The sequence below is a fragment of the Streptomyces sp. S.PNR 29 genome, assembly GCF_030386795.1.
GTDB lineage: Bacteria > Actinomycetota > Actinomycetes > Streptomycetales > Streptomycetaceae > Streptomyces.
The window spans coordinates 16,905-40,135 of sequence record NZ_JANUQM010000012.1; the positions used below are offsets into that span (position 1 = coordinate 16,905).

The following is a 23,231-nucleotide window of genomic DNA, read 5'->3' on the forward strand; positions in this document are numbered from 1 at the left end:
TGGTGGTCATCAACGCGTTCGTCCGCGCCGTCCAGGGGCACGCGAATGGCGTTCGAGGCAGACCGCGTGGAGCCGCAGAAAGGGATGAACACCGTGACACGACCCAGGATCCTGGTGGTTGGCGCAGGCTTCGCCGGTGTGGAGTGCGTCCGCCGCCTGGAACGGAAACTCTCCCCCGACGAGGCCGACGTCACGCTGGTGACGCCGTTCGCCTACCAGCTCTACCTGCCACTGCTGCCCCAGGTCGCCTCCGGCGTGCTGACGCCGCAGTCGATAGCCGTGTCCCTGCGCCGCAGCAAGAAGTACCGCACGCGCATCATTCCGGGCGGGGCCATCGGCGTGGACCTGAAGTCCAAGGTCTGTGTCATCCGCACCATCACCGACCGGATCGTCGACGAGCCGTACGACTACATCGTGCTGGCCCCCGGCAGCGTCACCCGGACCTTCGACATCCCCGGGCTGACGGAGCACGCGTTCGGCATGAAGACGCTCGCGGAGGCCGCCTACATCCGTGACCACGTCATCGCCCAGCTCGACCTCGCCGACGCCAGCCAGGACCCGGCCGAACGGGCCTCGCGGCTGCAGTTCGTGGTGGTCGGCGGCGGCTATGCGGGCACCGAGACCGCGGCGTGCCTGCAGCGTCTGACGCACGCCGCCGTCAAGCGCTACCCGCGCCTGGACCCCGGGCTGATCAAGTGGCATCTGATCGACATCGCGCCGAAGCTGATGCCCGAGCTGGGCGAGAAGCTCGGGAGCAGCGCACAGGAGATCCTGCGCAGGCGCGGCATCGACATCTCCCTGGGGGTCTCCATCGCCAAGGCCGGTCCCGAGGAGGTCACCTTCACCGACGGCCGGGTGATCCCGACCCGCACCCTGATCTGGACCGCGGGCGTCGTCGCGAGCCCGCTGATCGCCACGCTGGGCGCGGAGACCGTCCGGGGGCGGCTGGCGGTCACCGGCGAGATGTGCCTGCCGGGCCACGACGGGGTGTTCGCGCTCGGCGACTCGGCCGCCGTGCCCGATCTGGCGAAGGGCGAGGACGGCGCCGTCTGCCCGCCCACGGCCCAGCACGCCATGCGGCAGGGCAGGCACGTCGCCGACAACGTCATCGCCACCCTGCGCAACCAGCCGATGCGGCCGTACGTCCACAAGGACCTGGGGCTCGTCGTGGACCTCGGCGGCACCGACGCGGTCTCCAAGCCGCTCGGCATCGAGCTGCGCGGCCTGCCCGCGCAGGCCGTGGCCCGCGGCTACCACTGGTCGGCACTGCGCACCAACGTGGCCAAGACGCGCGTGATGACGAACTGGCTGCTCAACGCGGTCGCCGGCGACGACTTCGTGCGCACCGGCTTCCAGGCCCGCAAACCCGCCAAGCTGAAGGACTTCGAGTACACCGACCAGTACCTGACACCGGACAAGGTACGGGCGCACGTCGACGGGACCGACCGGCAGGACCAGTGACCTGCCAGAAGGCCTCCGCTCACGGCATGACATGCTGAGCTGCGGATCTTGACGTGAAACGGAAGAGAGTACGGCGGCGTGAGGGCAGCGGGACGCTCGGTGCGGACACGACTGCGGGTCCGACTGGCGGCGTCCGACCCTGGCCTGCTGCGGCTGACGGCCGGGCTGCGGACGGTCGGCGCCATCGCCCTCACGCTGGCCGTGCTCGCCCCGCTGGGGGCGGACATCACCCATCTGGTGGCGGGGGCGATGGCGGCGATGGTCGCCACCTTCGCCATCCGGGAGAAGCAGCGCGGCCCGCAGGCCGTCACGCTGGCGCTGGGCCTGCCGGTCGCGCTGGCCTCGGTTTCACTGGGCGCCCTGCTCAATGCGCGGGTCGTCGTCGGTGACGTCTTCTTCGTCGTCCTCATCTTCTGCGCCGTCTACGGCCGCCGGTTCGGCGACCGCGGCACCGCGCTCGGGCTGATCGGCTTCCAGGTCTACTTCCTGTCCCTGTTCGTCGGCGCCACCGTCGCGGCGCTGCCGGAGCTGTGCGGCGTGATCAGCGTCGCGTTCGGGTGCAGTGCCGTGATGCGCTTCGCGGTCGTCGCGGTGTCCCCCGCTGGGATCCTCCAGCGGCTGCGCCAGGCGTTCCGCGCCCGGCTGTCCCAGCTGATCTCGGCGCAGATCGATCTGCTGGACGCCGCACCGGACGACGTCGACAAGGCGCTGGAGGCCGTACGCGAGGGCACCGGGCGGCTGCACGAGACGGCCCTGATGATCCAGGCCCGGCTGGAGGAGGGCACCCCGGACGAGTCCACCGCGCGGCTGGTGCAGCGCCGTGTCGCGGACGCCGAGATCGCCGCCGAACGGCTCGGGCTGCTCCTGCTGTCCGCCCGCAGCGCCGAACGGGCCGACACCCTCACCCTGCACCTGCCGGGCGCGCCGGCCCCCCCGGTGGGCCGGCTGCCCGCGCCGGACGAGGCCACGGCCACGCTGCGCCGCGATCTGCAGGCGCTGCGCGAGCTCGTCCTGCGGGCCGGTGCCGGGGACTCGGGCACCGCGCTCGCCCACCTGCGCAACCGGCTCCTCGGCTACCGCGACGAGGAGAACCTGCCGGTCGCGCCGCCCGCCGTCCAGGACGTGTTCCGGGCCATCGGCGAGGGCGCCCGTGCCGTCCTGGGGCTGCGGACCGCACTCGACGGCCCGCAGGACGAGTCGGACGACACCCCGGCGACGACCCGCTCCCGCGAGGAGCTGGACGCCGAGGACGCCGCCATCGACGCCCGCGAGGAGACCGAGGGCGAAGAGGAGCTCGCCGGGCTGCAACGGCCCACCACACGCGCGGCCGTCCAGGTAGCCGTCGGCTCGACGCTCGCCATGGTCGGCGGCGAACTCCTCTCCGCCCAGCGCTGGTACTGGGCGGTTCTCGCCTGCTGGATCGTGTTCCTCAACACCGCCTCCACCGGCGAGATCCTCGTGAAGGGCTACCGCCGGGTGCTGGGCACCGTGCTAGGGGTCCTGGCCGGGATCGTGCTGGCCGGAGTGGTCGGGCACCACACATGGACGGCGTTCGCGCTGGTGCTGCTGTTCATCTTCGCGATGTTCTACACGGCCCCGCTGTCCTACACCCTGATGTCGTTCTTCGTCACCGCGGCGCTGGGACTGCTGTACACCCTGCTGCACACCTACAGCCTGTCCGTGCTGGTGCTGCGGGTGGAGGAGACGGCGCTCGGCGCGGCCTGCGGGATCATCGCGGCGGCGTTCGTCCTGCCGGTGCGGACGGACCGGCGCACGAACGAACTCCTGGTCACGGTGCTGGAGCGGCTCACCGACGTCACCGAGGGGGCGGTGGACCAGCTCAGCGGCGGGCCCGCGGCGGACCTGCTCGACAAGGCGCGCGACCTGGACCAGGCGCTGGGCGACCTGCGCGCCGCCACCCAGCCGCTCACCCACCCGATCACGCCCCTGCGGGCCCGGCGCGACACCGCACGCTACGTCGTCGCCCTCCTGGAGACCTGCGCCTATCACGCGCGGTCCCTGGCGGCGACCGCCGAGCTGCTGCCCACCCACCCGTCGATCGCGGCGGACCCGCGGCTTCGCGGGGCGGTGCGGCGCACTGTGCGCAACATCGAGGCGATCGCCGCGCGGGTCGGGGACGAGCACGCCGTCGCGGAGGTCGAGACCGGGCCGAGCATCGCCTCGCTGCTGGAGCCCGACGCCGCCGGGACACCGCGCTACGGCCGTATCACCGGCCGTGTGCTGCGGCACCTGGAGCGCCTGGACGAGGCGGTGGCCGGCCTGGCCCGCCCGCTGGGCGTGCCCGTCGTCGCACCGAAGAGGTGACCGTGGTCGTTCAAAAGTCCGTGGGCAGGCCGCTGACTTCCGCGATGCCGCGCAGCTCCTCGTTCTGGCGGTGCCGTTCCCTCAGGTAGTCGGCGATCTCGCTGAGGCGCACCGGGTCGGAGGCGGTGGTGGCGTCGGTGACCACCCTGACCGGGCCGGTCTCGTCGGTATGGATCTCGATCACCTCGTTGTCCAGCCGGCCGGTGACGGCGGTGGCGATGACCAGGGCGGCCTCCTCCCGGATCTCCTGGGGCAGATCCTCGGCCTCCTCGCCGTCGAGCGAGAAGTCGAGGGTCGGCAGCTGGTGTTCGTCGATCGCCCGCAGCACTGGTTCGACCACGCTGAGCAGGAGGCGGTAGTCCTCCGTGTCCATCCGGATGCGCAGCAGGTCGAGGTAGACGTCCACGGGACGGCCGTCCGGCGGAATCTCGTGTTCGTTCATTCGATCCGTGTTCCCCGTGGTGCGCCCGTCAGACCCTGCGCCAGCGGGCCATCGCGAAGGAGAACACCCCGAACAGCACGAGACCGGCGGCGACGCAGACCAGCAGCCAGGGGCCCAGCGGGGTGTCGGCGAAGGAGCGGAGGGTGTCGTCGAGCCCCTTGGCCTTGTCGGGTGAGTAGTCGGCAGCGGCACGGATCGCGAAGGCGCCCGCCGCGGTGAACACCACTCCGCGGGCCACGCCGCCGGCCACACCCGTCACGTCGACCAGCCGCCGCGTCCGGGAACTCATCTCCCCCATCTTCAGCTTGCGGTGGTACGAACGCCGCACGGCCTGGATGCCGATCCCCACGCCGGTCACGACGATCGCGGCCCCGGCCACACCCACGAGCCACTGCCCCGCGGGCACCTCCATGACCCTGGCCGTCACGTCCCGGGACTGCTTGTCGCTTGAGCCGCCCCCGCCCCCACCCGGGCTCGCCGCGAACGACAGGACGGAGTAGGCGACGAACGCGTAGAAGCCGCACCGGGCGGCCGCGAGCAGCCGTTTCCGTGCCTTGCGGCCGTCCGGCCCGACGGAGCCGAAGAGCACTTCGGACAGTCGCCACAGGGCCATGCCGGCGAGTCCGAGACCCAGCGCCCAGAGCAGGACGGCGCCGAACGGCTTCTCCGACAGTTCGGCCAGCGCGCCGCTGCGGTCCGCCTGCTCGTTCTTGTCGCCGAAGGCGATCTGCAGTGCCAGCGCCCCGACCAGCAAGTAGATCACGCCGCGTGCGGCGAGTCCGGCGCGTGCGGCGCTCTCGGTCGCCGAGCCGTTCGCCGCCCGCCGGGCCCGAGCCCGCCCCACCCTTGCCATGGCTTCCGTGTCCATGTCCACCTCCGGGAGTCCGGATGCCCCGGCTCGGCCGCCGCACACGCCCGGTAGCGACACGGGTACGCAGCGGCGCACCGGAGGCGGCAGGGCACCACACCAGTCATGAAACTCCCTCGCCTCCGATCGCGTGACGCGATCGGAGGCGAGGGGCGTGTGTCACTCGGCCGCGGCCACCGGCACGGGCTCGTGCCCGGGTGTCGCGGACGCGTACTCGGGGACGGCGGAGAGCCAGCGCCGCGCGGTTTCCAGGGCCGCTCTCACGTCCCGGGTGCCGGTCGACACGCACAGCGTGTACGCCAGGTCACGTGCCCGGGGGCCGGGGCGGGTACCGTCGGCGGGCTCGGTCGCCGACACCGCCCGGTACTCGTCGACGAGCCTGCGTAACACGGCGGGATGGGGCCTCAGCAGCATGTGTCGTGGTCCTCCTTCAGGCTGTCGTGTGTCCGCCGGTGGTCCGGCGGTTCGCCCGCTGTCCCAGCACCTCGTCGCGCACCCGGGCGCAGCTGCGGCTGATGAGCCGGGAGACGTGCATCTGGGAGATGCCCAGCTGGTCGGCGATGCGGCTTTGTGTCATGTCCTCAAAGAAACGCATGTAGAGGATGGCGCGCTCGCGTTCGGGCAGGCGGCGCAGGCCTTCCTTGGCGGATTCGCGGTCGACCACGACGTCGTACGAGGAGTCCGACGCGCCGAGGGTGTCCGCGAGGCTGTAGCCGTCGTCGCCGGCCGACAGCTCGGCGTCCAGCGACAGGGTGCTGAAGCTCTCCAGTGCCTCCATTCCGGCGCTGACCTCTTCCTCGGTCAGGCCTGTGTGAGCGGCGATGTCGGCCACCGACGGTTCCGGGGAACCCGGGCTCTGTGTGAGCTCGCGCCGTGCAACCCGTACCTTGTTGCGCAGTTCCTGCACCCGGCGGGGCACCCTGAGGGCCCACATCCGGTCGCGGAAGTGCCGCTTGATCTCCCCCGTGATGGTCGGCACGGCGTAGCTCTCGAAGGCCCCCCGGTCCGGGTCGAACCGGTCGATGGCCTTCACCAGCCCCAGTGCCGCCACCTGCCGCAGGTCCTCGACGGACTCTCCGCGGTCGCGGAACCGGCCGGCGATCCGGTGGGCCATGGGCAGCCAGGCCGTGACGAGCTCGTCGCGGACGGCATCCCGTTCGGGCCCGTCCTCAAGGGCCGCCAGCCGGATGAAGAGCTCTGCGGTCTCGGGGGCGTCGTCGTGCCGCCGCCGGGCGGACGAGGTCGGCGTCTCGGGCGTGCCGGAACGGTCGGTGGGCGTTTCGATCAGCATGCGGAATCGCTCCTGAACGGTCGTTTCAGGGACTTACCGCGGGAGGGGCGCTGTCCGGTTCACCCGGAGGGGGCCCGGAGCAGCCACACCGCTCCCGCTGGGGGCGCCTCCGGTCCGAAGCACGATCCTCCGTTTGCCCTGCCACCGCTGGAACAAACTCCGCTTTCCCGAAATCTCATGACAGCGGCACCACGACGGTGATGCACTTTCCGCCCGAGGGCAGATCCGAGACACGGACGTCACGTGCCAGCCGGCAGACGATGGGCCAGCCGCGGCCGCCTACCCGTCGGCGCCCCTGCCGATCGGTCGGCGGCATGGCCACGGGCATCTCGTCGCTGCGGTCGCTCACCGAGACGCGGACACCGGGCCCGACGATATCGACCCGGAAGTCGGTGATGCCGCCGCCGTGCAGGATGGCGTTGGTCGTCAGCTCGGAGGCGACGAGCACGGCGTCCGAGAGGGCGTCCGCGTCGCAGGGTGTGTGGGTGGCACGGCAGCGTTCGGTGACCGCGCGCACCACGGCCCTGCGTGCCTCGGCGGGCTTGCATGGTCGCGGCTGCCGGGCCCGGTCCGCGCCGGATCGCGCGATGGCGGATTCGGTCGTGTGCTTCTCGCACATCCGTCTGCTCCCTGGTCGGTGGAGAAGAATCCGGAACCGGCGTTCCCCCGCGGCGGCCGCGCTGGACGGGCGCGATGTCCGCACCCGGCAGGCGGCTCTCGCCTGTCGCACGTCGTGTGCGTGCCGCGGGTCTCTTTATGTCGGCTGACCTCTCCCCGTGCTGCCAAACCCCCTCGTCCGTGCGAACCATGGCCATTGAGCCGTGTTGTCGGGGGTACGCGGAGTGCATGACCGATGTTGTGGACTCGGACGAACTGCTGCGGCGGATGCAGCGGGCCAGGGCCTGCGCGGTGGACGAGGAGCGAACGTGGCGGGCGCGAAGCGACGAGCTGCGGCCGACGGACCCGGACGGGGCACGTGAGGCGGCCGTACGGGGGACGGCGTACGAGGTCGTCGTCCGCGTGCTGGACGAGGTACTGACCCCCGGGCGGCACGGCGAGGGGTGACCGGCGCTGATTGGTGACGGCCCGCACCGGGAAGCCGGATGTGCATGACCGTCGACCACAATCGAGCACCTGTACTGGAAGCGCTGGAGGACTATCGCCGCCGTGGGCGGTTGTCGTTCACCCCGCCCGGGCACAAGCAGGCCCGCGGAGCCGATCCCGCGGTGCGGGACGTGCTCGGCGACGCCGTGTTCCTCGGTGACGTCCTGGCGTCGGGCGGACTCGACGACCGGCTCACCCGGGGCCGTGTGCTGCAGCGCGCCCAGGAGCTGATGGCCGACGCCGTGCACGCCGATCACACGTTCTTCTCGACGTGCGGGAGTTCTCTGTCGGTGAAGGCGGCGATGCTGGCCGTCGCCGGGCCGCACGAGAAGCTGCTGATCGGGCGGGACGCCCACAAGTCCGTCGTGTCGGGCCTGATCCTGTCCGGCATCGAGCCGGTCTGGGTCGAGCCCCGGTGGGACACCGACCGGCACATCGCCCACCCGCCGTCCGCCGAGGAGTACGCGCGGGCGTTCGCCGCCCATCCCGACGCCAAGGGCGCCCTGGTCACCAGCCCGACGCCGTACGGCGCCTGCGCGGACCTCCGGGCGATCGCCGAGGTCTGCCACCGGCGCTCGGTCCCGCTGATCGTGGACGAGGCCTGGGGGGCTCATCTGCCCTTCCATCCCGATCTGCCGTCCTGGGCGATGGACGCGGGCGCCGACATCTGTGTGACCAGCATCCACAAGATGGGCAGCGGTCTGGAGCAGGGCTCCGTCTTCCATCTGCAGGGCGACCTGGTGCCGCCGAAGCTGCTGGGCATGCGCGCGGACCTGCTGGGCACCACCAGTCCGTCGGTGCTGATCATCGCCGGGCTCGACGGCTGGCGCCGGCAGATGGCCCTGCGGGGCAAGGACCTCATGGGCGCCACGCTGGAGCTCGCGCACGACGTCCGTGCGGCCGTCGAGGAGATCGACGGGTTGCACGTGAACGACCGCGCCGACTTCTGCGGCCCGGGGCTGGCCGACGACTTCGACCCGCTGCCCGGCGTCATCGACATCAGCGGACTCGGCATCACGGGCTTCCAGGCGGCGGACTGGCTGCGCGAACACCGGGGCGTCGACGCGCATCTGACGGACCATCGGCGGATCGGGGCGCAGATCACCCACGGCGACGACCGTGAGACCGCCGGCGAGCTGATCGCAGCGCTCAAGGACCTGGTGCGGGCCGCCCCCGGCCTGGGTTCCGCCCCGCGGGTCGACGTGCCCTCGCCGTCCGAGCTGCGGATGGAGCAGGCCCATCTGCCCCGGGACGCGTTCTTCGGACCCACCGAGGACGTTCCGGTGAGCCGGGCGGCCGGCCGTGTCGCGGCGGAGATGATCACGCCGTACCCGCCCGGCATCCCGGCCGTTCTGCCCGGTGAGCTGCTGACCGAGCCCGTCCTGCGCTATCTGCGGACCGGTCTCGCCGCCGGAATGCATCTGCCCGACCCCAGCGACCCCGAGCTGGACACGATCAGGGTGATGGCCCGGCGGGCGGAGTGACACGGCGTGAAACCGGTCACGTGGCCTGGTTCCGATTGGGCGGAAGCCGCGGAGATGGTTTACCGTTCATTCATACGTGGTGACGGAGTCGACCGGAGCGTCCTTCGTACACCACCGCTGACGGCCCTGGCTGGCTTCCCCCGTCCAGCCAGGGCTTTCTCATGTTCTCTCGGTGACGCGCGCGGTCCGGTGCGGTCCGGCGTGGTCCGAGGAGGTGCTCTCGGGGCCGACAGCGGCTGAAATGGGCGTAGGGAAAGCACCGGAACCGAACCGCCGGCGAGGAGCCCCGCGTCATGACCAAAGCGATCAAACTCCTGACCGCCCTGCCTCCGCCCCAGCGCGGGCGTCTGATGGCCCTCGCCCGGGAGGTCTCCTTCCCCGAGGACGCCCGGATCTTCGAGGCGGGAGGCACCGCCGACCGCTTCTGGGTCATCCGCTCCGGTGCGGTCTCCCTCGATCAGCGGGTGACCTCCCTGCAGCGGGTGACGGTCGCCACGCTCGGCGCGAACGACCTGCTCGGCTGGTCCTGGCTGTTCCCGCCGTACCAATGGGACTTCGGCGCCGAGGCCTTCAGCCCCGTCCGCGCCTACGAGTTCGACGCGGCGGCGGTACTGGAGCTGTGCGAGGAGGATCCCCGGCTCGGGCTGATCCTGGTGCGGACCGTCGCCGAGATCCTCGCACACCGGCTGGAGACGACCCGGGGCAAGCTCATGGAGCAGTACGCGTTGCAGCGGCGGGGTGCCCGGTAGGTCGCCCCGGACGGATACGCCGCGGCCGCGGGCCCCGACTGGGCACGGCGGCTCGGAGGCCTCAGTCGGCTGAGGGCCCGCCAGGGGACCACTGGCTCACCCGGCCGGCGTCCGCCTGGGCGTACCCGGCTGTGCCCCTTCAGCCGACTGCGGCCCGCCACCGCCCACTCGGCCCGCCCCCACCCAACTGCCGTCCGCCACCGCCCACCCCGCCGAGACCCCGCCACCGCGCACCCGGCCAACAAGGACCGCCGCCAACGCCACGGCCCGCCCGAGTCACACCCGGTACCGCCGAAGCGCCGGTACCGAGAAAGCCAGGGTCAGCATGACGGCGACGACCAGGAGGCCGCCGCCCGCGACGGCCGGGCGGGCGCCGAAGGCTGAGCCCGCGGTGCCGTGCAGGACGTCGGCGAGGCGTGGGCCGCCCGCGACGACGACGGTGAAGACGCCCTGCATGCGGCCGCGCATCTCGTCGGTGGCGGCGGACAGCAGGATCGCCCCGCGGAAGACCATGGAGACCATGTCGGCGACGCCGGCGAGGGCCAGGAACAGCACGGCGAGCCACAGGTTGCCGCTCAACCCGAAGCCGGTGATGGCGGCGCCCCAGGCGACGACCGCGCCGATGACCATCCAGCCGTGCCGACGGGCGCGGGAGAACGTGCCGGAGAACAGTCCGCCGAGCACCGCACCGACGGGGATCGCCGCGAACAGCAGGCCGAGCGCGAGCCCTTCGCCGTAGGGCGCGTAGGTCTGGGCGGCGAGCTGTGGGAACAGGGCTCGGGGCATGCCGAGGACCATGGCGACGATGTCGGCGAGGAAGGACAGCAGCAGCACCGCGTGCCCGGAGATGTAGCGGAAGCCGGCCGCGATCTCCTTCACCCCCGCGCGCCGCGTCACCATGGCTGCCGTCGGCGGCAGCGAGGGAAGCCGGTAGACCGCCCAGACCGTGACGCACAGGGTGAGGGCATCGATGAGGTAGAGCTCGGGCAGGCCGATCACGGGGATGAGCGCACCGGCGAGCAGCGGCCCGACGACCTGGCCGGTCTGCATGACGGTGGAGCCGAGGGCGTTCGCGGCGGGCAGTTCGTCCCCGGGTACCAGGCGGGCGATGGAGGCGTTGCGGGCGGGGGAGTTCAGGCCCCAGAAGGCCTGCTGCACCGCGAGCAGGAGCATCAGCGCGGCCACCGACTCAAGGCCGGTGACGGCCTGCAGCCAGAACAGCAGCGAGGTGACCGCGATGCCGCTGTTGGTGATCAGCAGCAGCTTGCGGCGGTCCATGCTGTCGGCTATCGCCCCGCCCCACAGTGCGAACACGATCAGCGGGACCAGACCGGCGAGGCTCGCGGCGCCGACCCACGCCGAGGAACCCGTGATGTCGTAGATCTGCTTGGGCACGGCAACGGCGGTGAGCTGGCTGCCGACGGCCGTGACGATGGTCGAGGACCACAGCCGGCGGTAGGCCGGGCGGCGCAGCGGGCGGGTGTCCATCGCCCAGCGGCGCCGGCCGCGCCGGGCCGGTCTCGCCGGGTCGGGTGCCGTCTTCTCTGATCCGGTGCTGTTCTCGCTGGTGTCCACGGGCGTCCTGAGTGGTCGTTACATCTTTCGGGTCCGGGGTTCACTATCGCAGCACGCGCTGGGTGTGCTTCAGGGGCCCGCTCAGCTTCCGGCGATGAGGGCGACGCCGAGGGCGACCATGGTGGCGGCGACCAGGCCGTCCAGGACCCGCCAGGCCGCGGGCCTGCTCAGGAAGCGGCCGAGGAAGCGGGCACCGAAGCCGAGTGCGGCGAACCAGCACAGGCTGGCCAGGGCGGCACCGAGGCCGAAGTTCCAGCGCAGCGGGCCGCGGTCGGCGGCGACGGAGCCCAGCAGGAACACGGTGTCGAGGTAGACGTGCGGGTTGAGCCACGTCATCGCCAGACAGGTCAGCACCGCCCGTCGGCGCGAGCCGGCGGCATCGCCGTCCGCCCGCAGCGCACCGCCCGGCCGGAACACCCGCCGGGCGGCGAGAGCGCCGTAGCAGAGCAGGAACACGCCGCCGACCCAGCCGACCGCCGTCAGCGCGCCCGGCCAGGCCGTCACCACCGCGCCGACGCCGGCGACGCCCAGGGCGATGAGCACCGCGTCGGACAGGGCGCAGATGCCGACGACGGCGAGGACCGCGTCGCGGCGGATCCCCTGGCGCAGGACGAAGGCGTTCTGGGCGCCGATGGCGACGATGAGCGAAAGGCCGGTGCCGAAGCCGGCGGCCGCGGCGGTCAGTGCGTTGGTCATGCCGTCGACGCTAAGCCGGTGATCATCGGGAGTACAGCTAAAGATTCTTACCTATCATTAGCTCTCGTGATGTCCAGTCATCCCGGAGATCTGCCGCTGGACCAGGTGCGAACCCTGCTCGCGGTGGTGGACGAGGGCACGTTCGACGCGGCCGCCGCCGCGCTGCACCTGACACCGTCCGCGGTCAGCCAGCGGGTCAAGGCGCTGGAGCAGCGCACGGGCCGGGTCCTGCTGCAGCGCACCAAGCCGGTGCGGGCGACGGAGTCCGGGGAGGTGCTCGTGCGGCTCGCCCGCCAGGTGGCGCGGCTGGAGCGCGACGCGTACGCGGAGCTGGGGCTGAGCACCTCCGGGGAGCCGACCCGGGTGTCGGTGGCGGTGAACGCGGACTCTCTGGCGACCTGGTTCCTGGGCGCCCTCACCCGTGTGCCCGAGGAGATGCGGCTCTGTTTCGAGCTGCGCCGCGAGGACGAGGACCACACGGCGGCGCTGCTGCGTGAGGGACTGGTGATGGCCGCGGTGACCTCCTCGCCCGACCCGGTGCCGGGCTGCTCGGCGCGGGCCCTGGGGCGTATGCGCTACCTCCCCGCGGCGAGCCCGGACTTCGCAGCGCGGTATCTGGACGGACCGCTGCCGGAGGTGCTCGACGAGGCGCCGGTGGTGTGTTTCGACCGGCGGGACGACTTCCAGGACGGGTTCATGCGCCGGCTCGGGCGTGGCGGCGCGAGCGCGCTGCGGCACTACGTGCCGACCTCGGAGGGCTTCGCCGAGGCCGTCGCCGCCGGCATGGGATGGGGCATGGTGCCCGAGGCGCAGGCGGACCCCCTGCTGCGGGCCGGCCGGCTCGTCGCCCTCGACGCGGACCCGGTCGAAGTCCCGCTGTACTGGCAGCAGTGGAAGCTCGACTCCCCCGCGTTGGCGACCGTGGCCGAGGCAGTGCTGTCGGCGGCCACCGGAGCGCTGCGCCACTAGATCCCGCGTTCGGATCAGGCCGGCCGTGAGGGGCGGTGCGGTCCGACAGTGGCCGAATCCCAGGGTTCTCGGCTGTTTCATCCACGCGTCGGCAGGTGACCCGAAGGCGAGCAAGGCATTCACGAGGGCACATACACATTCGATCGTAGGTGATCTACTGATGGACAACTGGCGAGACCACGCCGCGTGCCGGCAGGAGGACCCCGACCTGTTCTTCCCGATCGGCACCACCGGCCCGGCCCTACTGCAGACGGAGCAGGCGAAGGCGGTCTGCCGGCGCTGCCCCGTGCAGGAGGAGTGCCTGCAATGGGCGCTCGACACAGGACAGTCCATCGGTGTGTGGGGCGGGACCAGCGAAACGGAGCGACGCGCGCTGCGGCGGCGCATCGGTTCCCGCAGGAGTTCCTGACAGCCCGGCTTCAGGCCCGGCTCGCGAGCCTCAGCGGCCGGTGCGGCGCAGCGGCCCCCACGGCTTCTCCTGCCGGGCCACCTCCGCCCGTGCCTCGTCGATGACCCCGGATTCGATCCAGCACCGGGGCCGGACGTCCACCACCAGCGGCTCGTTGTCGGGCCCCCGCCCACTCTCCCGGCCCTCCAGTGCCCAGGGCCGTACGCCAGGCCCCTTGTCGTGCGGCAGGTGCGCGTAGTCGTGCAGCCGACGGGCCACCCACACCCGGACGGGCCGGTCCTCCCACCACTCCTCGACGTCGAGCGGGTTGGCGGACAGGCCTGGCATCGGCGCGCCCGTCAGTTCATCGGTGCTGGACACGTCGGCGAGGTCGGTCTCGGGACCGCGCGACCAGCGGACGTACAGGCCCTGGTGCCGTTCGACCAGGTCGGTGAGTTCGTCGAGTGTGCGCACGACCGGCAGGTCGTCCGAGGTGCTCATGTCGTGACCTCCCTCGTCGCCGTCAGGCGGACGGAGTACCCGTACGGCGGAAACGGAATCGGAGGTCGTTCGCCGCGTCGGCGGTGCTGAGCAGGTCTCGGATCCCTGCCGGTTCAGCGGGACAGCGACCTCGCGTCGCCCATGACGACGACGGGGTGCCGGCCGGGGTCCAGGGCCCGGAGCAGTTCCCGCATGTGGTTCTCGGCGATGCCGACGCAGCCGTGGGTGGGGCCGCCGTGGTCGACGTGCAGCCATATGCCGCCACCGCGGTCCGCGCCGAGGGGGCGGGTCCGGTCCAGGGGTGACGTGCCGGGCCTGCGGTTGTAGTTGATGGCGATCACGTAGTCGAAGGCACCCGCCAGCGGCTCGCCCTCGAATCCGGTGCCGGGTGCGATGAAGCCGTCGGAGCGGTCGTACGGCAGCCGGGTGCCCGGGTCGGCGCGCCGCCCGCCGGCGTCGGTGAGGGTGAACACGCCGATGGGCGAGCGCAGGTCACCGACCATGTGGTGGTCGGTCCAGCCCTTGAGCGCGTTGTGCGCGGGCCAGTTCGCCTCGGCCTTCCAGCCGGCCGCGGTGCGCTCGTACAGGACGACGGTGGAGCGCGGGGAGTTCCTGCCGCGGCCGGTCACCACGACGGCCTGCCGGGTACGGGAGGGCACCTTGGCCCACGTCCTGGCTCCCAGTCCCGGCAGTCGCCGCGGGGCCGCTTCGAGACTGCGCGCGGGTGGAGGTGTGCGGGGCTCGGCGTCCGATGTCGCCACGGCGCCGCTTCCGCAGCCGGTGAGCAGCACGGAGGCGGCGAGCAGCGCGACAGGGGTGCTGCGTGTGATCATGAATTTGCCTGGTCGACAGTGGTGCGGAGCATGTCGGTTTCTCAAGGCCGGTCCGGTTTGCCGGGCGCGTACAGCCAGGTCCGGAAGAGCGCGTCCAGGTCCTTGCCGGACCGCCGTTCCGCGAGGCGGACGAACTGCGGGGTCGTGCCGTGCCCGTCCCGGTGCTCGGTGGCCCAGGCGCGCAGGATCCGGTGGAACGCCGGGTCGCCGACCGCCTTGCGGAGTGCGTGCAGGGCCATGGCGCCGCGTGCGTAGACGGGGGTGCCGAAGATGTGGGCGCCGCTGCCGGGATCGCCGGGCGGGAAGGCCCACAGGTCGTCGCTCGCCGGGCGGGCGTAGAGCTCGTCGAAGGTCTGCTGGGCGCTCGCGCCGCCGTGCTGTTCGCTGTAGAGCCATTCGGCGTAGGTCGCGAAGCCCTCGTTGAGCCAGATGTCCTTCCAGGAGGTGAGGGTGACGGAGTCGCCGAACCACTGGTGGGCGCTCTCGTGGACGAGGGTGCTGAGGTCGGGTGCGGCGGAGTACACGGGCCGCGACTGGGTCTCCAGCGCGTACCCCACGTTCGGGGCCCGGTCCACGATGGCGCCGGCGGCGCGGAACGGATAGGGGCCGAACAGCTTGCTCTCCCATTCCAGGACGGACGGCAACTGCTTCAGGACGGGTGCGGCCGCCTTGGCCTCGCGCGGGTCGACGGCGTTGTAGACCTGGATGCCGTCGCGGGTGGTGTAGCGCTCGGCCTTGAACTTTCCGATCGTCGCCGTGGCCAGGTAGGCGGCCATGGGTTCGCTCTGGCGCCAGCGGAACGTGGTGCGTCCGTGTGCGGTTCGGCGGCCGAGGAGGACGCCGTTGGCGACGGCGGTGCGCCCTTCGGGCACGGTGATCGTGAAGTCGTACGACGCCTTGTCGAGGGGGTGGTTGTTCGCCGGGAACCAGGTCATGGCCCCCTGCGGCTCGCCGGCGACGAAGGCTCCGTCGTCGGTGGGGATCCAGCCGTCGAGGGAGCCGTCGGGGTCGGTGACCGGACCGGGGGTGCCCTGGTAGGTGACGGTGACGCGGAACTCCTGTCCCTTGCGCAGAGCGCGGCGCGGGGTGACGACGAGTTCCTGGCCGTCACGGCGGAAGTCCGCCCTGGCGTGGCCGACGGTGAGGCCCGTGACGTTCAGGCCCTTCAGGTCGAGGTGGAAGCGGGCGAGGGACTGGGTGGCTCGGGCGGTGAGCACGGCCGTGCCGTGCAGATGACGGCTCTTCGGGTCGTAACGGAAAGTCAGGTCGTAGTGGCGGACGTCATAGCCGCCGTTTCCGGCGAGCGGGAAGTACGGGTCGCCGACGCCTGCCGCGCCGTCGGTGCCCGCCGTCGCGGGCCCGGCTGCCGCGAGCAGCGCGGCGAGGGCGACGGGGACGGTCGCGGGCACGGTTCTGCGGCGGAGTACGTCGGTACGTCGGGCGGACTGCCTCACGTGCGCTCCTGCGAGGTGGGGGGTGATCGATGGCCACAGCGTAGGATCCGCCTGCCCCGGGAGTCGCTCACGATCAGGTCAAGTCGTGCCGCTTCCCTGTCCTTCCGTTCCCCGGCAGTACGCTCGCGGCACGACCCGAACACCGCAAGAAGGGGCCGACCGTGAGCGTTCGCCTGCGCCGTGTCTACGAACCGCCCGAGCCGGACGACGGCGTGCGCGTCCTGGTGGACCGGCTGTGGCCGCGCGGCCTGGCGAAGGACGCGGCCCGCGTGGACGAGTGGCCCAAGGCACTCACCCCGTCGACGGAACTGCGCCGCTGGTATCACGCGGGCGAGGGGTCGTACGAGGAGTTCAGCGAGCGGTACGAGGCGGAGCTGGCCGCTCCCGAGGCGGCGGAACTCCTCGAAGACGTCCGGGAGTTGGTGCGCAAAGGGCCTGTGACGCTGCTGACGGCGTCGAAGTCGCCCGAGCAGAGCCACGCCGCGGTGCTGGCCCGCCTCCTCGGAGGGTAGGAGACGGGCAGCTTTCGTGAGCAGGCCGCTGACAGTGACTCAGCCGGTCTGCCGGGCCGCGGCTCGTCCCGCCGCACGGCCCGAGAAGAGGCAGCCGCCGAGGAAGGTGCCCTCCAGGGCGTTGTAGCCATGGACGCCGCCACCGCCGAACCCGGCGACCTCGCCCGCCGCGTACAGCCCCTCGATGGGCTCGCCGTCGGTGCCCAGGGCGCGGGAGTCCAGGTCGGTCTGGATGCCGCCGAGGGTCTTGCGGGTGAGGATGTGCAGCTTGACGCCTATCAGGGGGCCGGCCTCCGGGTCGAGGATGCGGTGCGGGGTGGCGACCCGGCCGAGGCGGTCGCCGATGTAGCGGCGGGCGTTGCGGATGCCCTGCACCTGGGCGTCCTTGCTGAACGCGTTGGCGATCTGCAGGTCGCGGGCCTCGATCTGACGACGGATCACGGCGGGGTCGAGAAGCGGCTTGTCGGTCAACTGGTTCATCCTGCCGACCAGTTGCTCCAGATCGGGCGCGGTCACGAAGTCCGCGCCCTTGCGCAGGAAGGCGTCCACCGGTCCCGGTGCGCCCTTGCCCAGGATGCGTTCCTTCAGGAACCCGGCACGGTCCTTGGCGGTGATGTCCGGGTTCTGCTCGGAGCCCGACAGGGCGAACTCCTTCTCGATGATCTTCTGGGTGAGGATGAACCAGGAGTGGTCGTACCCGGCGATGTCCTCGGTGGTCCGCAGGTGCTTCAGGGTGCTGAGGGTGTCGTAGCCGGGCAGGCAGGGCTCCGGCAGACGGCGGCCGAGGGCGTCGAACCACATCGAGGACGGCCCGGGAAGGATGCGGATGCCGTGGCCGGGCCAGATCGGGTCCCAGTTCTGCAGGCCCTCGGTGTAGTGCCACATCCGGTCCCGGTTGACCAGCCGTACGCCGGCGTCGGCGCTGATGTCGAGCATGCGCCCGTCGACGTAGGCGGGGACGCCGGTGACCATCTCGGTGGGCGGGGTGCCGAGGCGTTCGGGCCAGTAGCGGCGGACGATGTCGTGGTTGGCGCCGATGCCGCCGGTGGTGACCACGACGGCCTGGGCGGTGAGCTGGAACTCGCCGATCCCGTCACGGTTGGAGGCGACGCCCCTGGGTGAGGTGTCCTCGGCGAGGACCGTGCCGCGTACGCCCCGCGCGGCGCCCTCCTCGATGACGAGCTCGTCGACCCGGTGCCGGTGGTGGAAGGTGAGCAGCCCGTCCCGCGCGGCCTGCCTGGCGTAGCGGACGAACGGTTCCACGACCCCCGTACCCGTCCCCCACGCGATGTGGAAGCGGGGCACGGAGTTGCCGTGCCCGCCCGCCGTGAGGTCGCCGCGCTCGGCCCAGCCGACGGTGGGCAGCAGCTTGATGCCGTGGCTGTCCAGCCAGGACCGCTTCTCCCCCGCCGCGAACTCGACGTACGCGCGGGCCCAGCGCACTGCCCAGGAGTCCTCGTCCTCGACCCGGTCGAAGCGCGCGCTGCCCTGCCAGTCGCTCCAGGCGAGGTCGAAGGAGTCCTTGATGCCCAGGCGCCGCTGCTCCGGGGAGTCGACGAGGAACAGCCCGCCGAAGGACCAGAAGGCCTGGCCGCCGAGGTTGGCGGCGTTCTCCTGGTCGACGAGGGCGACTCTCCTGCCCCGGCTGGTCAGTTCGTGTGCCGCGACCAGGCCCGCGAGGCCCGCTCCGACGACGATGACGTCCGCGTCCATGGCGACCGTTCCCTTTCTCATTCGGGGTTGCCGCTGCCGTCGGTGAGCAGCGCGGTGAGCAGTTGCTTGAGCCAGGCACGGGCGTGCTCGACGTCCCGGTCCAGCAGCAGTTGGGTGGTGACGCCGTCGTACGCGGCGACCACGGCGTGCGCCGCGCCCTCGACGTCGCCGAGCACGACGGGCAGTCGCGTGTGGCCCCGCGCCCGGGCGAGCCGGTCGGCGATCGCGCGGCGCAGGCGAGCCCGGTGCTCCAGCAGGGTCTGGGCGACGGCCCGGTCGCGGGCGGCGTGCACCAGGAAGTCCGTCTTCACCAGGAGCCAGTCCCGGTCGAGGAGCAGCACCTCGGTGACGCGGTCCACGGCGGTCGGCACGTCCAGGTCCGGTCCGTCCAGGGCGAGCACCCCGGACACCTGCTCGGCGATGAGGTCGGCCCGCTCGCGGTAGAGGGCGAAGAACAGCTCGTCGAGGCTGCCGAAGTTCGAGTAGAAGGCCCCTCTGCTGTAGCCGGCGGCCTCGCAGACCTCCTCGATCGACACATGGCCGAACCCCTTCGCCGCGAACACCGCGAACGCGGCGTCCAGGAGGTTGGCGCGCGTGCGGACCCGGCGCCTGGTCACCCGCCCGGACTTCGCCTCCGCCGCCATGCCACCGCCCTCCGTTCGATACGGGAATGTATCCGATACATCGATGTATCCAAAGCCCCTGCGCCACGGCGATCCAGCCCCGCCGCGGTGACCGACCCCGCCCGCCCGATATATAGAACGCACTTTCGATTCAGGAGTACGCTGGGTCCATGACCAGGCACCTCCAGGGCTCGCTCTTCGACCAGACCGACGAGGTACGGCTCGGCCCCCTCGACGGGCTGCGCCGCACCGAGCTGGGGTTCGGCGCCTGGATCGACGTGCTGCCCGGCTGGCTGAGCGGATCCGACGTCCTGTTCGAACAGCTGGCGGCCGAGGTGCCCTGGCGCGCGGAGCGGCGCACGATGTACGACCACGTCGTCGACGTCCCTCGCCTGCTCGCGTTCTACGACATCGACGACGCGCTGCCGCACCCGGTGCTGGCCGAGGCGCGCGACGCGCTCTCCGCCCGGTACAGCGAGGAGTTGGGCGAGCCGTTCACCACGGCCGGGCTCTGCTACTACCGCGACGGCCGGGACAGCGTGGCCTGGCACGGCGACCGGATCGGACGGGGCGCGCACGAGAACACGATGGTCGCGATCCTCTCCGTGGGCGCACCCCGGGACCTGCTGCTGCGCCCGATGCGCGGCGGCCGCGCCACGGTACGCAGACCGCTGGGCCATGGGGACCTGATCGTGATGGGCGGGTCCTGCCAGCGGACCTGGGAGCACTGCGTACCCAAGAGCACGCGCGCCACGGGACCGCGGATCAGCATCCAGTTCCGCCCGCACGGCGTGCGCTAGGCACTGTCGTTTGGATCAGGCCGGCCGTGAGGTGCGGTGCGTTGCAGCCGGGATGATCCAAACGACAGTGCCTAGTTTCTAGGCCGCGCCCGAACCACCCCTGGCAGCACAGCCGGTGGTACCGGACCCGTTGCCCGCGCGGTCGTCGCGGTCTGCTTTGCTGGTCGCCGACCGGGCAGACAGCAGGACGCGGGGCGATCATGCGGGCGGATGTGCGACACGTTGCGGACGGCGTTTATCTGGTGCACGGCACCAACACCAACTGGGTGATCCTCACGGAAGGCGACGCCGTCACGCTGGTCGACACCGGCTACCCCGGCGACCGGGAGCAGGTCCTCGCGTCGCTGGCGGAGATCGGCAGCTCACCGGAAGCGGTCGAGGCGGTGCTGATCACCCACGCCCACAACGACCACCTGGGCTCCGCCGAGTACCTGCGCGGCACGTACGGCATGCCGGTCTACCTCCACGAGGCGGAGGTGCCGCACGCGCGCCGGGAGTTCCTGCACCAGGTGGGCGTCGGCGAGGTCCTCAGGAACGGCTGGCGGCCCGGTGTGCTGCCGTGGGCGGTGCACGCGCTGCGCTCCGGCGGCACGGCTCACATCCCGGTCACCACTCCCCAGCCGTTCCCGACGGCGGGCCCCCTCGACCTGCCCGGCCGCCCCGTGCCGGTGCACACACCCGGCCACACCGACGGGCACTGCGCCTACCACCTGCCGGGCGCGGGAGTGCTGCTCTCGGGCGACGCTCTGGTCAGCGGCCACCCCACATCGCGCGCCAAGGGGCCGCAGCTGCTGCTCGGCGTGTTCCATCACGATCGCGCCCGTACCCTGGCCTCGCTGGACGTCCTCGCCGGGCTGGAGGGCGACCTGATGCTGCCGGGGCACGGGCCCGCGCACCACGGTTCGCTGCGGGAAGCGGCGCAGCAGGCCAGGGAGCTTGCCCTCGGCGACCGGGGAGCGCGCCCTTCGACGGGACATGCCCCGTAAAGTTGTGCCGATCACCGGCGAGGCAAGGACACCCGACCCATGGCACTGCAGATCAGCGCGACCAACCCGGAACATCCGGCGCTCCTGCTGGAACTGCCGTGGCACCTGCCCCTGGAGGAGTGGCCGGACGAGTACCTCGTGCCGCTGCCGCGCGGCATCTCCCGGCACGTCGTCCGCTACGCCCGCGCCGGCACCGAGGTGATAGCGGTCAAGGAGCTCGCGGAACGGCCCGCGCTGCGCGAGTACGAGCTGCTGCGCGACCTGGACCGCCTCGGCATCCCCGCCGTCGACGCCCTCGGCGTGGTCACCGGGCGGACCGACGCGGACGGCGCCCCGCTGGAGCCGGTACTGATCACCCGGCATCTGCGCGGATCCATGCCGTACCGGTCCATGTTCGAGACGACGATGCGTCCCGCGACCATGCACCGCCTCATGGACGCGCTGGCCGTGCTGCTGGTACGGCTGCACCTCGCCGGGTTCGCCTGGGGCGACTGCTCGCTGTCCAACACGCTGTTCCGGCGCGACGCGGGCGCGTACGCCGCGTACCTGGTGGACGCCGAGACCGGCGATCTGCACCCGCAGCTCAGCACGGGGCAGCGCGAGTACGACCTCGACCTCGCCCGGGTGAACATCAGCGGCGAGCTCCTCGACCTGGAGGCGTCCGGCGCGCTGCACCCCTCGGTCGACCCGGTGGACTTCGGCATGGAGATCTGCGGGCGTTACCGGGAGCTGTGGGACGAGCTGACGCGTACCTCCGTCTACCCGGCGGGCAAGTACCACTACATCGAGCGCCGGATCCGCCGCCTCAACGACCTCGGTTTCGACGTGGCCGAGATGCAGATCGAGCACGCGTCGAACGGCGACACGGTCACGTTCGTGCCCAAGGTCGTCGACGCGGGCCATCACCAGCGGCAGCTGCTGCGCCTGACGGGCCTGGACGCCGAGGAGAACCAGGCCCGGCGGCTGCTGAACGACCTGGAGAGCTGGATGGCCACCCAGGACGACTACGCCCCGGGCGACACCCTCGGCGCCCGCCCTGAGGTGCTCGCCCACCGCTGGGTGCGGGAGGTGTTCCGGCCGACCGTGCGTGCCGTGCCGCCCGAGCTGCGCGGCGCCATGGACGCGGCGGAGATCTACCACGAGCTGCTGGAACACCGCTGGTATCTGTCCGAGCGGGCGCAGCACGACATCGGTCTGGACACGGCGGTGCAGGACTACATCGACAACATCCTGCCCAAGGCCCGGGAGACGCTGCAGCCCACGGTGGGCGAAACGCCGGCGCCCACCGCGGAGTGAGTCACGCGTGCGGGACCACGGCCACCGGGCATCCCGCGTGGTGCAGGACCCCGTGTGCCACCGAGCCGATGCGGGCGCCGACGGCCGTACGGTGGGCGCGGCGGCCGACGACCATCAGCTGGGCCTGCCCGGCCACCGACAGCAGCACCTGGCCCGCGCTGCCGATCTCCACGTGCTCGATCACCGGCACCTCCGGGAAGCGTTCCCGCCACGGCTTCAGCGCCTCGCCGAGCGCCTTCCTCTCGTAGGGCTCCAGTCCCCCGGCCTCGTCGAGGAGCTTCATGGAACCCGGGCTGTAGGCGAACACCGGCGGCAGGGTCCAGGCCCGTACGGCACGCACGGTGGCACCGCGGACCGCGGCCGTCTCGAACGCGAACCGCAGCGCGTCCGCGCTGTCGTCGGGCGCGCCCTGCTGGCCCACGACGATCTCGTGGCCGGCGACCTCGGCGGAGGGCTGGTCGCCGGCGCGCACGAGGACGACGGGCCGCGACGCCTCGGCGATCACCTGCTGGCCGACGGAACCGAGCAGGAAGCCGACGACCGGCCCGTGGCCGCGGGAGCCCAGCACCAGCATCTCGGCGTCGGCCGCCGCGGCGACCAGGGTGTCGACGGTGTCACCCTCCAGGACGTCGGTGGTGACCTCCAGGTCCGGGTGCCGCTCGGTCACGGTCCTGGCCGTCTCGGCCACCGCGTCCCGCACCCACCGCTCCTGGGTGTCCCGGTCGCCGGCGTCGATCGCCTCGTGGGACTGGAACCGCCAGGCCTGCACCACGCGCAGGGCGAGCCCCCGGCGCACCGCCTCGCGCGCCGCCCAGGCCAGCGCGGCCAGGCTCTCCTCCGATCCGTCCACCCCTGCCGTGATCGGGCGTGTCATGACGGCTGCCTCCCTGTGTCGCGGTCATGTCGATCGGGCCCAGTCTTCACCACGCTGCCCTCATGGCGCTGGATTGGGAGCAGGTGGTCGTCGACGCGGCCGATCCCATGTCCCTCGGTCGCTGGTGGGCCGAGGCGCTCGGCTGGGTGGTGGTCAGCGACGCCCCCGACGAGTACGAGATCCGGCCCGAGCAGGTGACCCTGGCGGGCCCCGAGGGCAACGAGTTCTGCGCGCTCGGCCCACGTGGGGGACTTTCGCATACCTGAGCGAAGCGAACCGCACGGATC

25 protein-coding genes are annotated in these 23,231 nt (G+C 72.0%); 12 read left to right on the forward strand and 13 right to left on the reverse strand.

Going from position 1 to position 23,231, the window contains the following annotated elements; all coding sequences use genetic code 11:
- Window positions 1–84 precede the first annotated feature (84 nt).
- Together NW895_RS28730 and NW895_RS28735 are read left to right on the forward strand one after the other, a co-directional pair.
- Window positions 85–1,461 (forward strand): NAD(P)/FAD-dependent oxidoreductase, encoded by a 1,377-nt coding sequence (locus NW895_RS28730; RefSeq protein WP_289939171.1) that lies wholly within the window; start codon window positions 85–87, stop codon window positions 1,459–1,461.
- 78 nt (window positions 1,462–1,539) lie between these two features.
- Complete coding sequence (locus tag NW895_RS28735) at window positions 1,540–3,786, forward strand: FUSC family protein (protein ID WP_289939173.1); 2,247 nt, start codon at window positions 1,540–1,542, stop codon at window positions 3,784–3,786.
- Between the two features lie 10 nt (window positions 3,787–3,796).
- Here the strand turns inward: NW895_RS28735 and NW895_RS28740 are convergent, their stop codons facing one another.
- The 5 genes from NW895_RS28740 to NW895_RS28760 all read right to left on the reverse strand — a co-directional run bounded on the left by NW895_RS28740 (window position 3,797) and on the right by NW895_RS28760 (window position 7,006).
- A complete protein-coding gene (locus tag NW895_RS28740; RefSeq protein ID WP_289939175.1) occupies window positions 3,797–4,228 on the reverse strand; it encodes a hypothetical protein in 432 nt (143 codons plus the stop codon).
- Window positions 4,229–4,256: 28 nt separating this feature from the next.
- Window positions 4,257–5,096 (reverse strand): DUF1206 domain-containing protein, encoded by an 840-nt coding sequence (locus NW895_RS28745; protein WP_289939176.1) that lies wholly within the window; start codon window positions 5,094–5,096, stop codon window positions 4,257–4,259.
- Between the two features lie 159 nt (window positions 5,097–5,255).
- The gene (locus NW895_RS28750) at window positions 5,256–5,507 is read right to left on the reverse strand and encodes a DUF5133 domain-containing protein (RefSeq protein WP_289939541.1); all 252 of its coding nucleotides are present in this window, start codon (window positions 5,505–5,507) and stop codon (window positions 5,256–5,258) included.
- 19 nt (window positions 5,508–5,526) lie between these two features.
- Window positions 5,527–6,387: a SigB/SigF/SigG family RNA polymerase sigma factor gene (locus NW895_RS28755; protein ID WP_289939178.1), complete on the reverse strand. Its 861-nt coding sequence runs from the start codon at window positions 6,385–6,387 to the stop codon at window positions 5,527–5,529.
- Between the two features lie 175 nt (window positions 6,388–6,562).
- Window positions 6,563–7,006 carry an ATP-binding protein gene (locus tag NW895_RS28760; protein WP_289939179.1) on the reverse strand — a complete coding sequence of 148 codons (444 nt, stop codon included), beginning with the start codon at window positions 7,004–7,006 and terminating at the stop codon, window positions 6,563–6,565.
- Between the two features lie 227 nt (window positions 7,007–7,233).
- Between NW895_RS28760 and NW895_RS28765 the strand changes: the two genes are divergently transcribed.
- The 3 genes from NW895_RS28765 to NW895_RS28775 all read left to right on the forward strand — a co-directional run bounded on the left by NW895_RS28765 (window position 7,234) and on the right by NW895_RS28775 (window position 9,724).
- Complete coding sequence (locus tag NW895_RS28765; RefSeq protein WP_289939181.1) at window positions 7,234–7,452, forward strand: hypothetical protein; 219 nt, start codon at window positions 7,234–7,236, stop codon at window positions 7,450–7,452.
- Window positions 7,453–7,496: 44 nt separating this feature from the next.
- Entirely contained in the window at window positions 7,497–8,975 is a 1,479-nt protein-coding gene (locus NW895_RS28770) for an aminotransferase class I/II-fold pyridoxal phosphate-dependent enzyme (RefSeq protein ID WP_289939182.1), read from the forward strand.
- A gap of 293 nt (window positions 8,976–9,268) precedes the next feature.
- Window positions 9,269–9,724 carry a cyclic nucleotide-binding domain-containing protein gene (locus NW895_RS28775; protein ID WP_289939183.1) on the forward strand — a complete coding sequence of 152 codons (456 nt, stop codon included), beginning with the start codon at window positions 9,269–9,271 and terminating at the stop codon, window positions 9,722–9,724.
- Window positions 9,725–10,000: 276 nt separating this feature from the next.
- On the opposite strand, the gene NW895_RS28780 is transcribed toward NW895_RS28775, so the two are convergent.
- Together NW895_RS28780 and NW895_RS28785 are read right to left on the reverse strand one after the other, a co-directional pair.
- Window positions 10,001–11,299, reverse strand: a complete 1,299-nt coding sequence (locus tag NW895_RS28780; RefSeq protein WP_289939184.1) for an MFS transporter — start codon at window positions 11,297–11,299, stop codon at window positions 10,001–10,003.
- Window positions 11,300–11,380: 81 nt separating this feature from the next.
- Window positions 11,381–11,995: a LysE/ArgO family amino acid transporter gene (locus tag NW895_RS28785; RefSeq protein WP_289939186.1), complete on the reverse strand. Its 615-nt coding sequence runs from the start codon at window positions 11,993–11,995 to the stop codon at window positions 11,381–11,383.
- 69 nt (window positions 11,996–12,064) lie between these two features.
- Here NW895_RS28785 and NW895_RS28790 point away from each other — a divergent pair, with 69 nt between their 5' ends.
- Both NW895_RS28790 and NW895_RS28795 read left to right on the forward strand, forming a co-directional pair.
- Window positions 12,065–12,964 (forward strand): LysR family transcriptional regulator ArgP, encoded by a 900-nt coding sequence (locus NW895_RS28790; protein ID WP_289939188.1) that lies wholly within the window; start codon window positions 12,065–12,067, stop codon window positions 12,962–12,964.
- A gap of 160 nt (window positions 12,965–13,124) precedes the next feature.
- Window positions 13,125–13,373: a WhiB family transcriptional regulator gene (locus NW895_RS28795; protein ID WP_289939189.1), complete on the forward strand. Its 249-nt coding sequence runs from the start codon at window positions 13,125–13,127 to the stop codon at window positions 13,371–13,373.
- Between the two features lie 30 nt (window positions 13,374–13,403).
- Here NW895_RS28795 and NW895_RS28800 read toward each other — a convergent pair whose 3' ends face one another.
- The 3 genes from NW895_RS28800 to NW895_RS28810 all read right to left on the reverse strand — a co-directional run bounded on the left by NW895_RS28800 (window position 13,404) and on the right by NW895_RS28810 (window position 16,140).
- Window positions 13,404–13,853, reverse strand: a complete 450-nt coding sequence (locus NW895_RS28800; RefSeq protein WP_289939190.1) for a DUF6098 family protein — start codon at window positions 13,851–13,853, stop codon at window positions 13,404–13,406.
- A gap of 113 nt (window positions 13,854–13,966) precedes the next feature.
- Window positions 13,967–14,686: a L,D-transpeptidase family protein gene (locus NW895_RS28805; RefSeq protein ID WP_289939191.1), complete on the reverse strand. Its 720-nt coding sequence runs from the start codon at window positions 14,684–14,686 to the stop codon at window positions 13,967–13,969.
- 41 nt (window positions 14,687–14,727) lie between these two features.
- Window positions 14,728–16,140, reverse strand: coding sequence for a M1 family metallopeptidase (locus NW895_RS28810; RefSeq protein ID WP_289939192.1), 1,413 nt, complete (start codon window positions 16,138–16,140; stop codon window positions 14,728–14,730).
- Window positions 16,141–16,301: 161 nt separating this feature from the next.
- Here NW895_RS28810 and NW895_RS28815 point away from each other — a divergent pair, with 161 nt between their 5' ends.
- Window positions 16,302–16,652, forward strand: a complete 351-nt coding sequence (locus tag NW895_RS28815; RefSeq protein WP_289939193.1) for a DUF488 family protein — start codon at window positions 16,302–16,304, stop codon at window positions 16,650–16,652.
- A gap of 39 nt (window positions 16,653–16,691) precedes the next feature.
- Here the strand turns inward: NW895_RS28815 and NW895_RS28820 are convergent, their stop codons facing one another.
- Both NW895_RS28820 and NW895_RS28825 read right to left on the reverse strand, forming a co-directional pair.
- Window positions 16,692–18,365 carry an FAD-binding dehydrogenase gene (locus NW895_RS28820; protein ID WP_289939194.1) on the reverse strand — a complete coding sequence of 558 codons (1,674 nt, stop codon included), beginning with the start codon at window positions 18,363–18,365 and terminating at the stop codon, window positions 16,692–16,694.
- 17 nt (window positions 18,366–18,382) lie between these two features.
- Window positions 18,383–19,009: a TetR/AcrR family transcriptional regulator gene (locus NW895_RS28825; protein WP_289939195.1), complete on the reverse strand. Its 627-nt coding sequence runs from the start codon at window positions 19,007–19,009 to the stop codon at window positions 18,383–18,385.
- A gap of 149 nt (window positions 19,010–19,158) precedes the next feature.
- Between NW895_RS28825 and NW895_RS28830 the strand changes: the two genes are divergently transcribed.
- The 3 genes from NW895_RS28830 (at window position 19,159) to NW895_RS28840 (ending at window position 22,070) form a co-directional block, all read left to right on the forward strand.
- Window positions 19,159–19,788, forward strand: coding sequence for an alpha-ketoglutarate-dependent dioxygenase AlkB (locus NW895_RS28830; RefSeq protein WP_289939196.1), 630 nt, complete (start codon window positions 19,159–19,161; stop codon window positions 19,786–19,788).
- Between the two features lie 200 nt (window positions 19,789–19,988).
- The gene (locus NW895_RS28835) at window positions 19,989–20,774 is read left to right on the forward strand and encodes an MBL fold metallo-hydrolase (protein WP_289939197.1); all 786 of its coding nucleotides are present in this window, start codon (window positions 19,989–19,991) and stop codon (window positions 20,772–20,774) included.
- Window positions 20,775–20,813: 39 nt separating this feature from the next.
- Entirely contained in the window at window positions 20,814–22,070 is a 1,257-nt protein-coding gene (locus NW895_RS28840) for a DUF4032 domain-containing protein (protein WP_289939198.1), read from the forward strand.
- 1 nt (window position 22,071) lies between these two features.
- On the opposite strand, the gene NW895_RS28845 is transcribed toward NW895_RS28840, so the two are convergent.
- Window positions 22,072–22,944, reverse strand: a complete 873-nt coding sequence (locus NW895_RS28845; protein WP_289939200.1) for a universal stress protein — start codon at window positions 22,942–22,944, stop codon at window positions 22,072–22,074.
- A gap of 62 nt (window positions 22,945–23,006) precedes the next feature.
- Between NW895_RS28845 and NW895_RS28850 the strand changes: the two genes are divergently transcribed.
- Complete coding sequence (locus tag NW895_RS28850; protein WP_289939203.1) at window positions 23,007–23,210, forward strand: VOC family protein; 204 nt, start codon at window positions 23,007–23,009, stop codon at window positions 23,208–23,210.
- The last annotated feature ends 21 nt before the right edge of the window (window positions 23,211–23,231 follow it).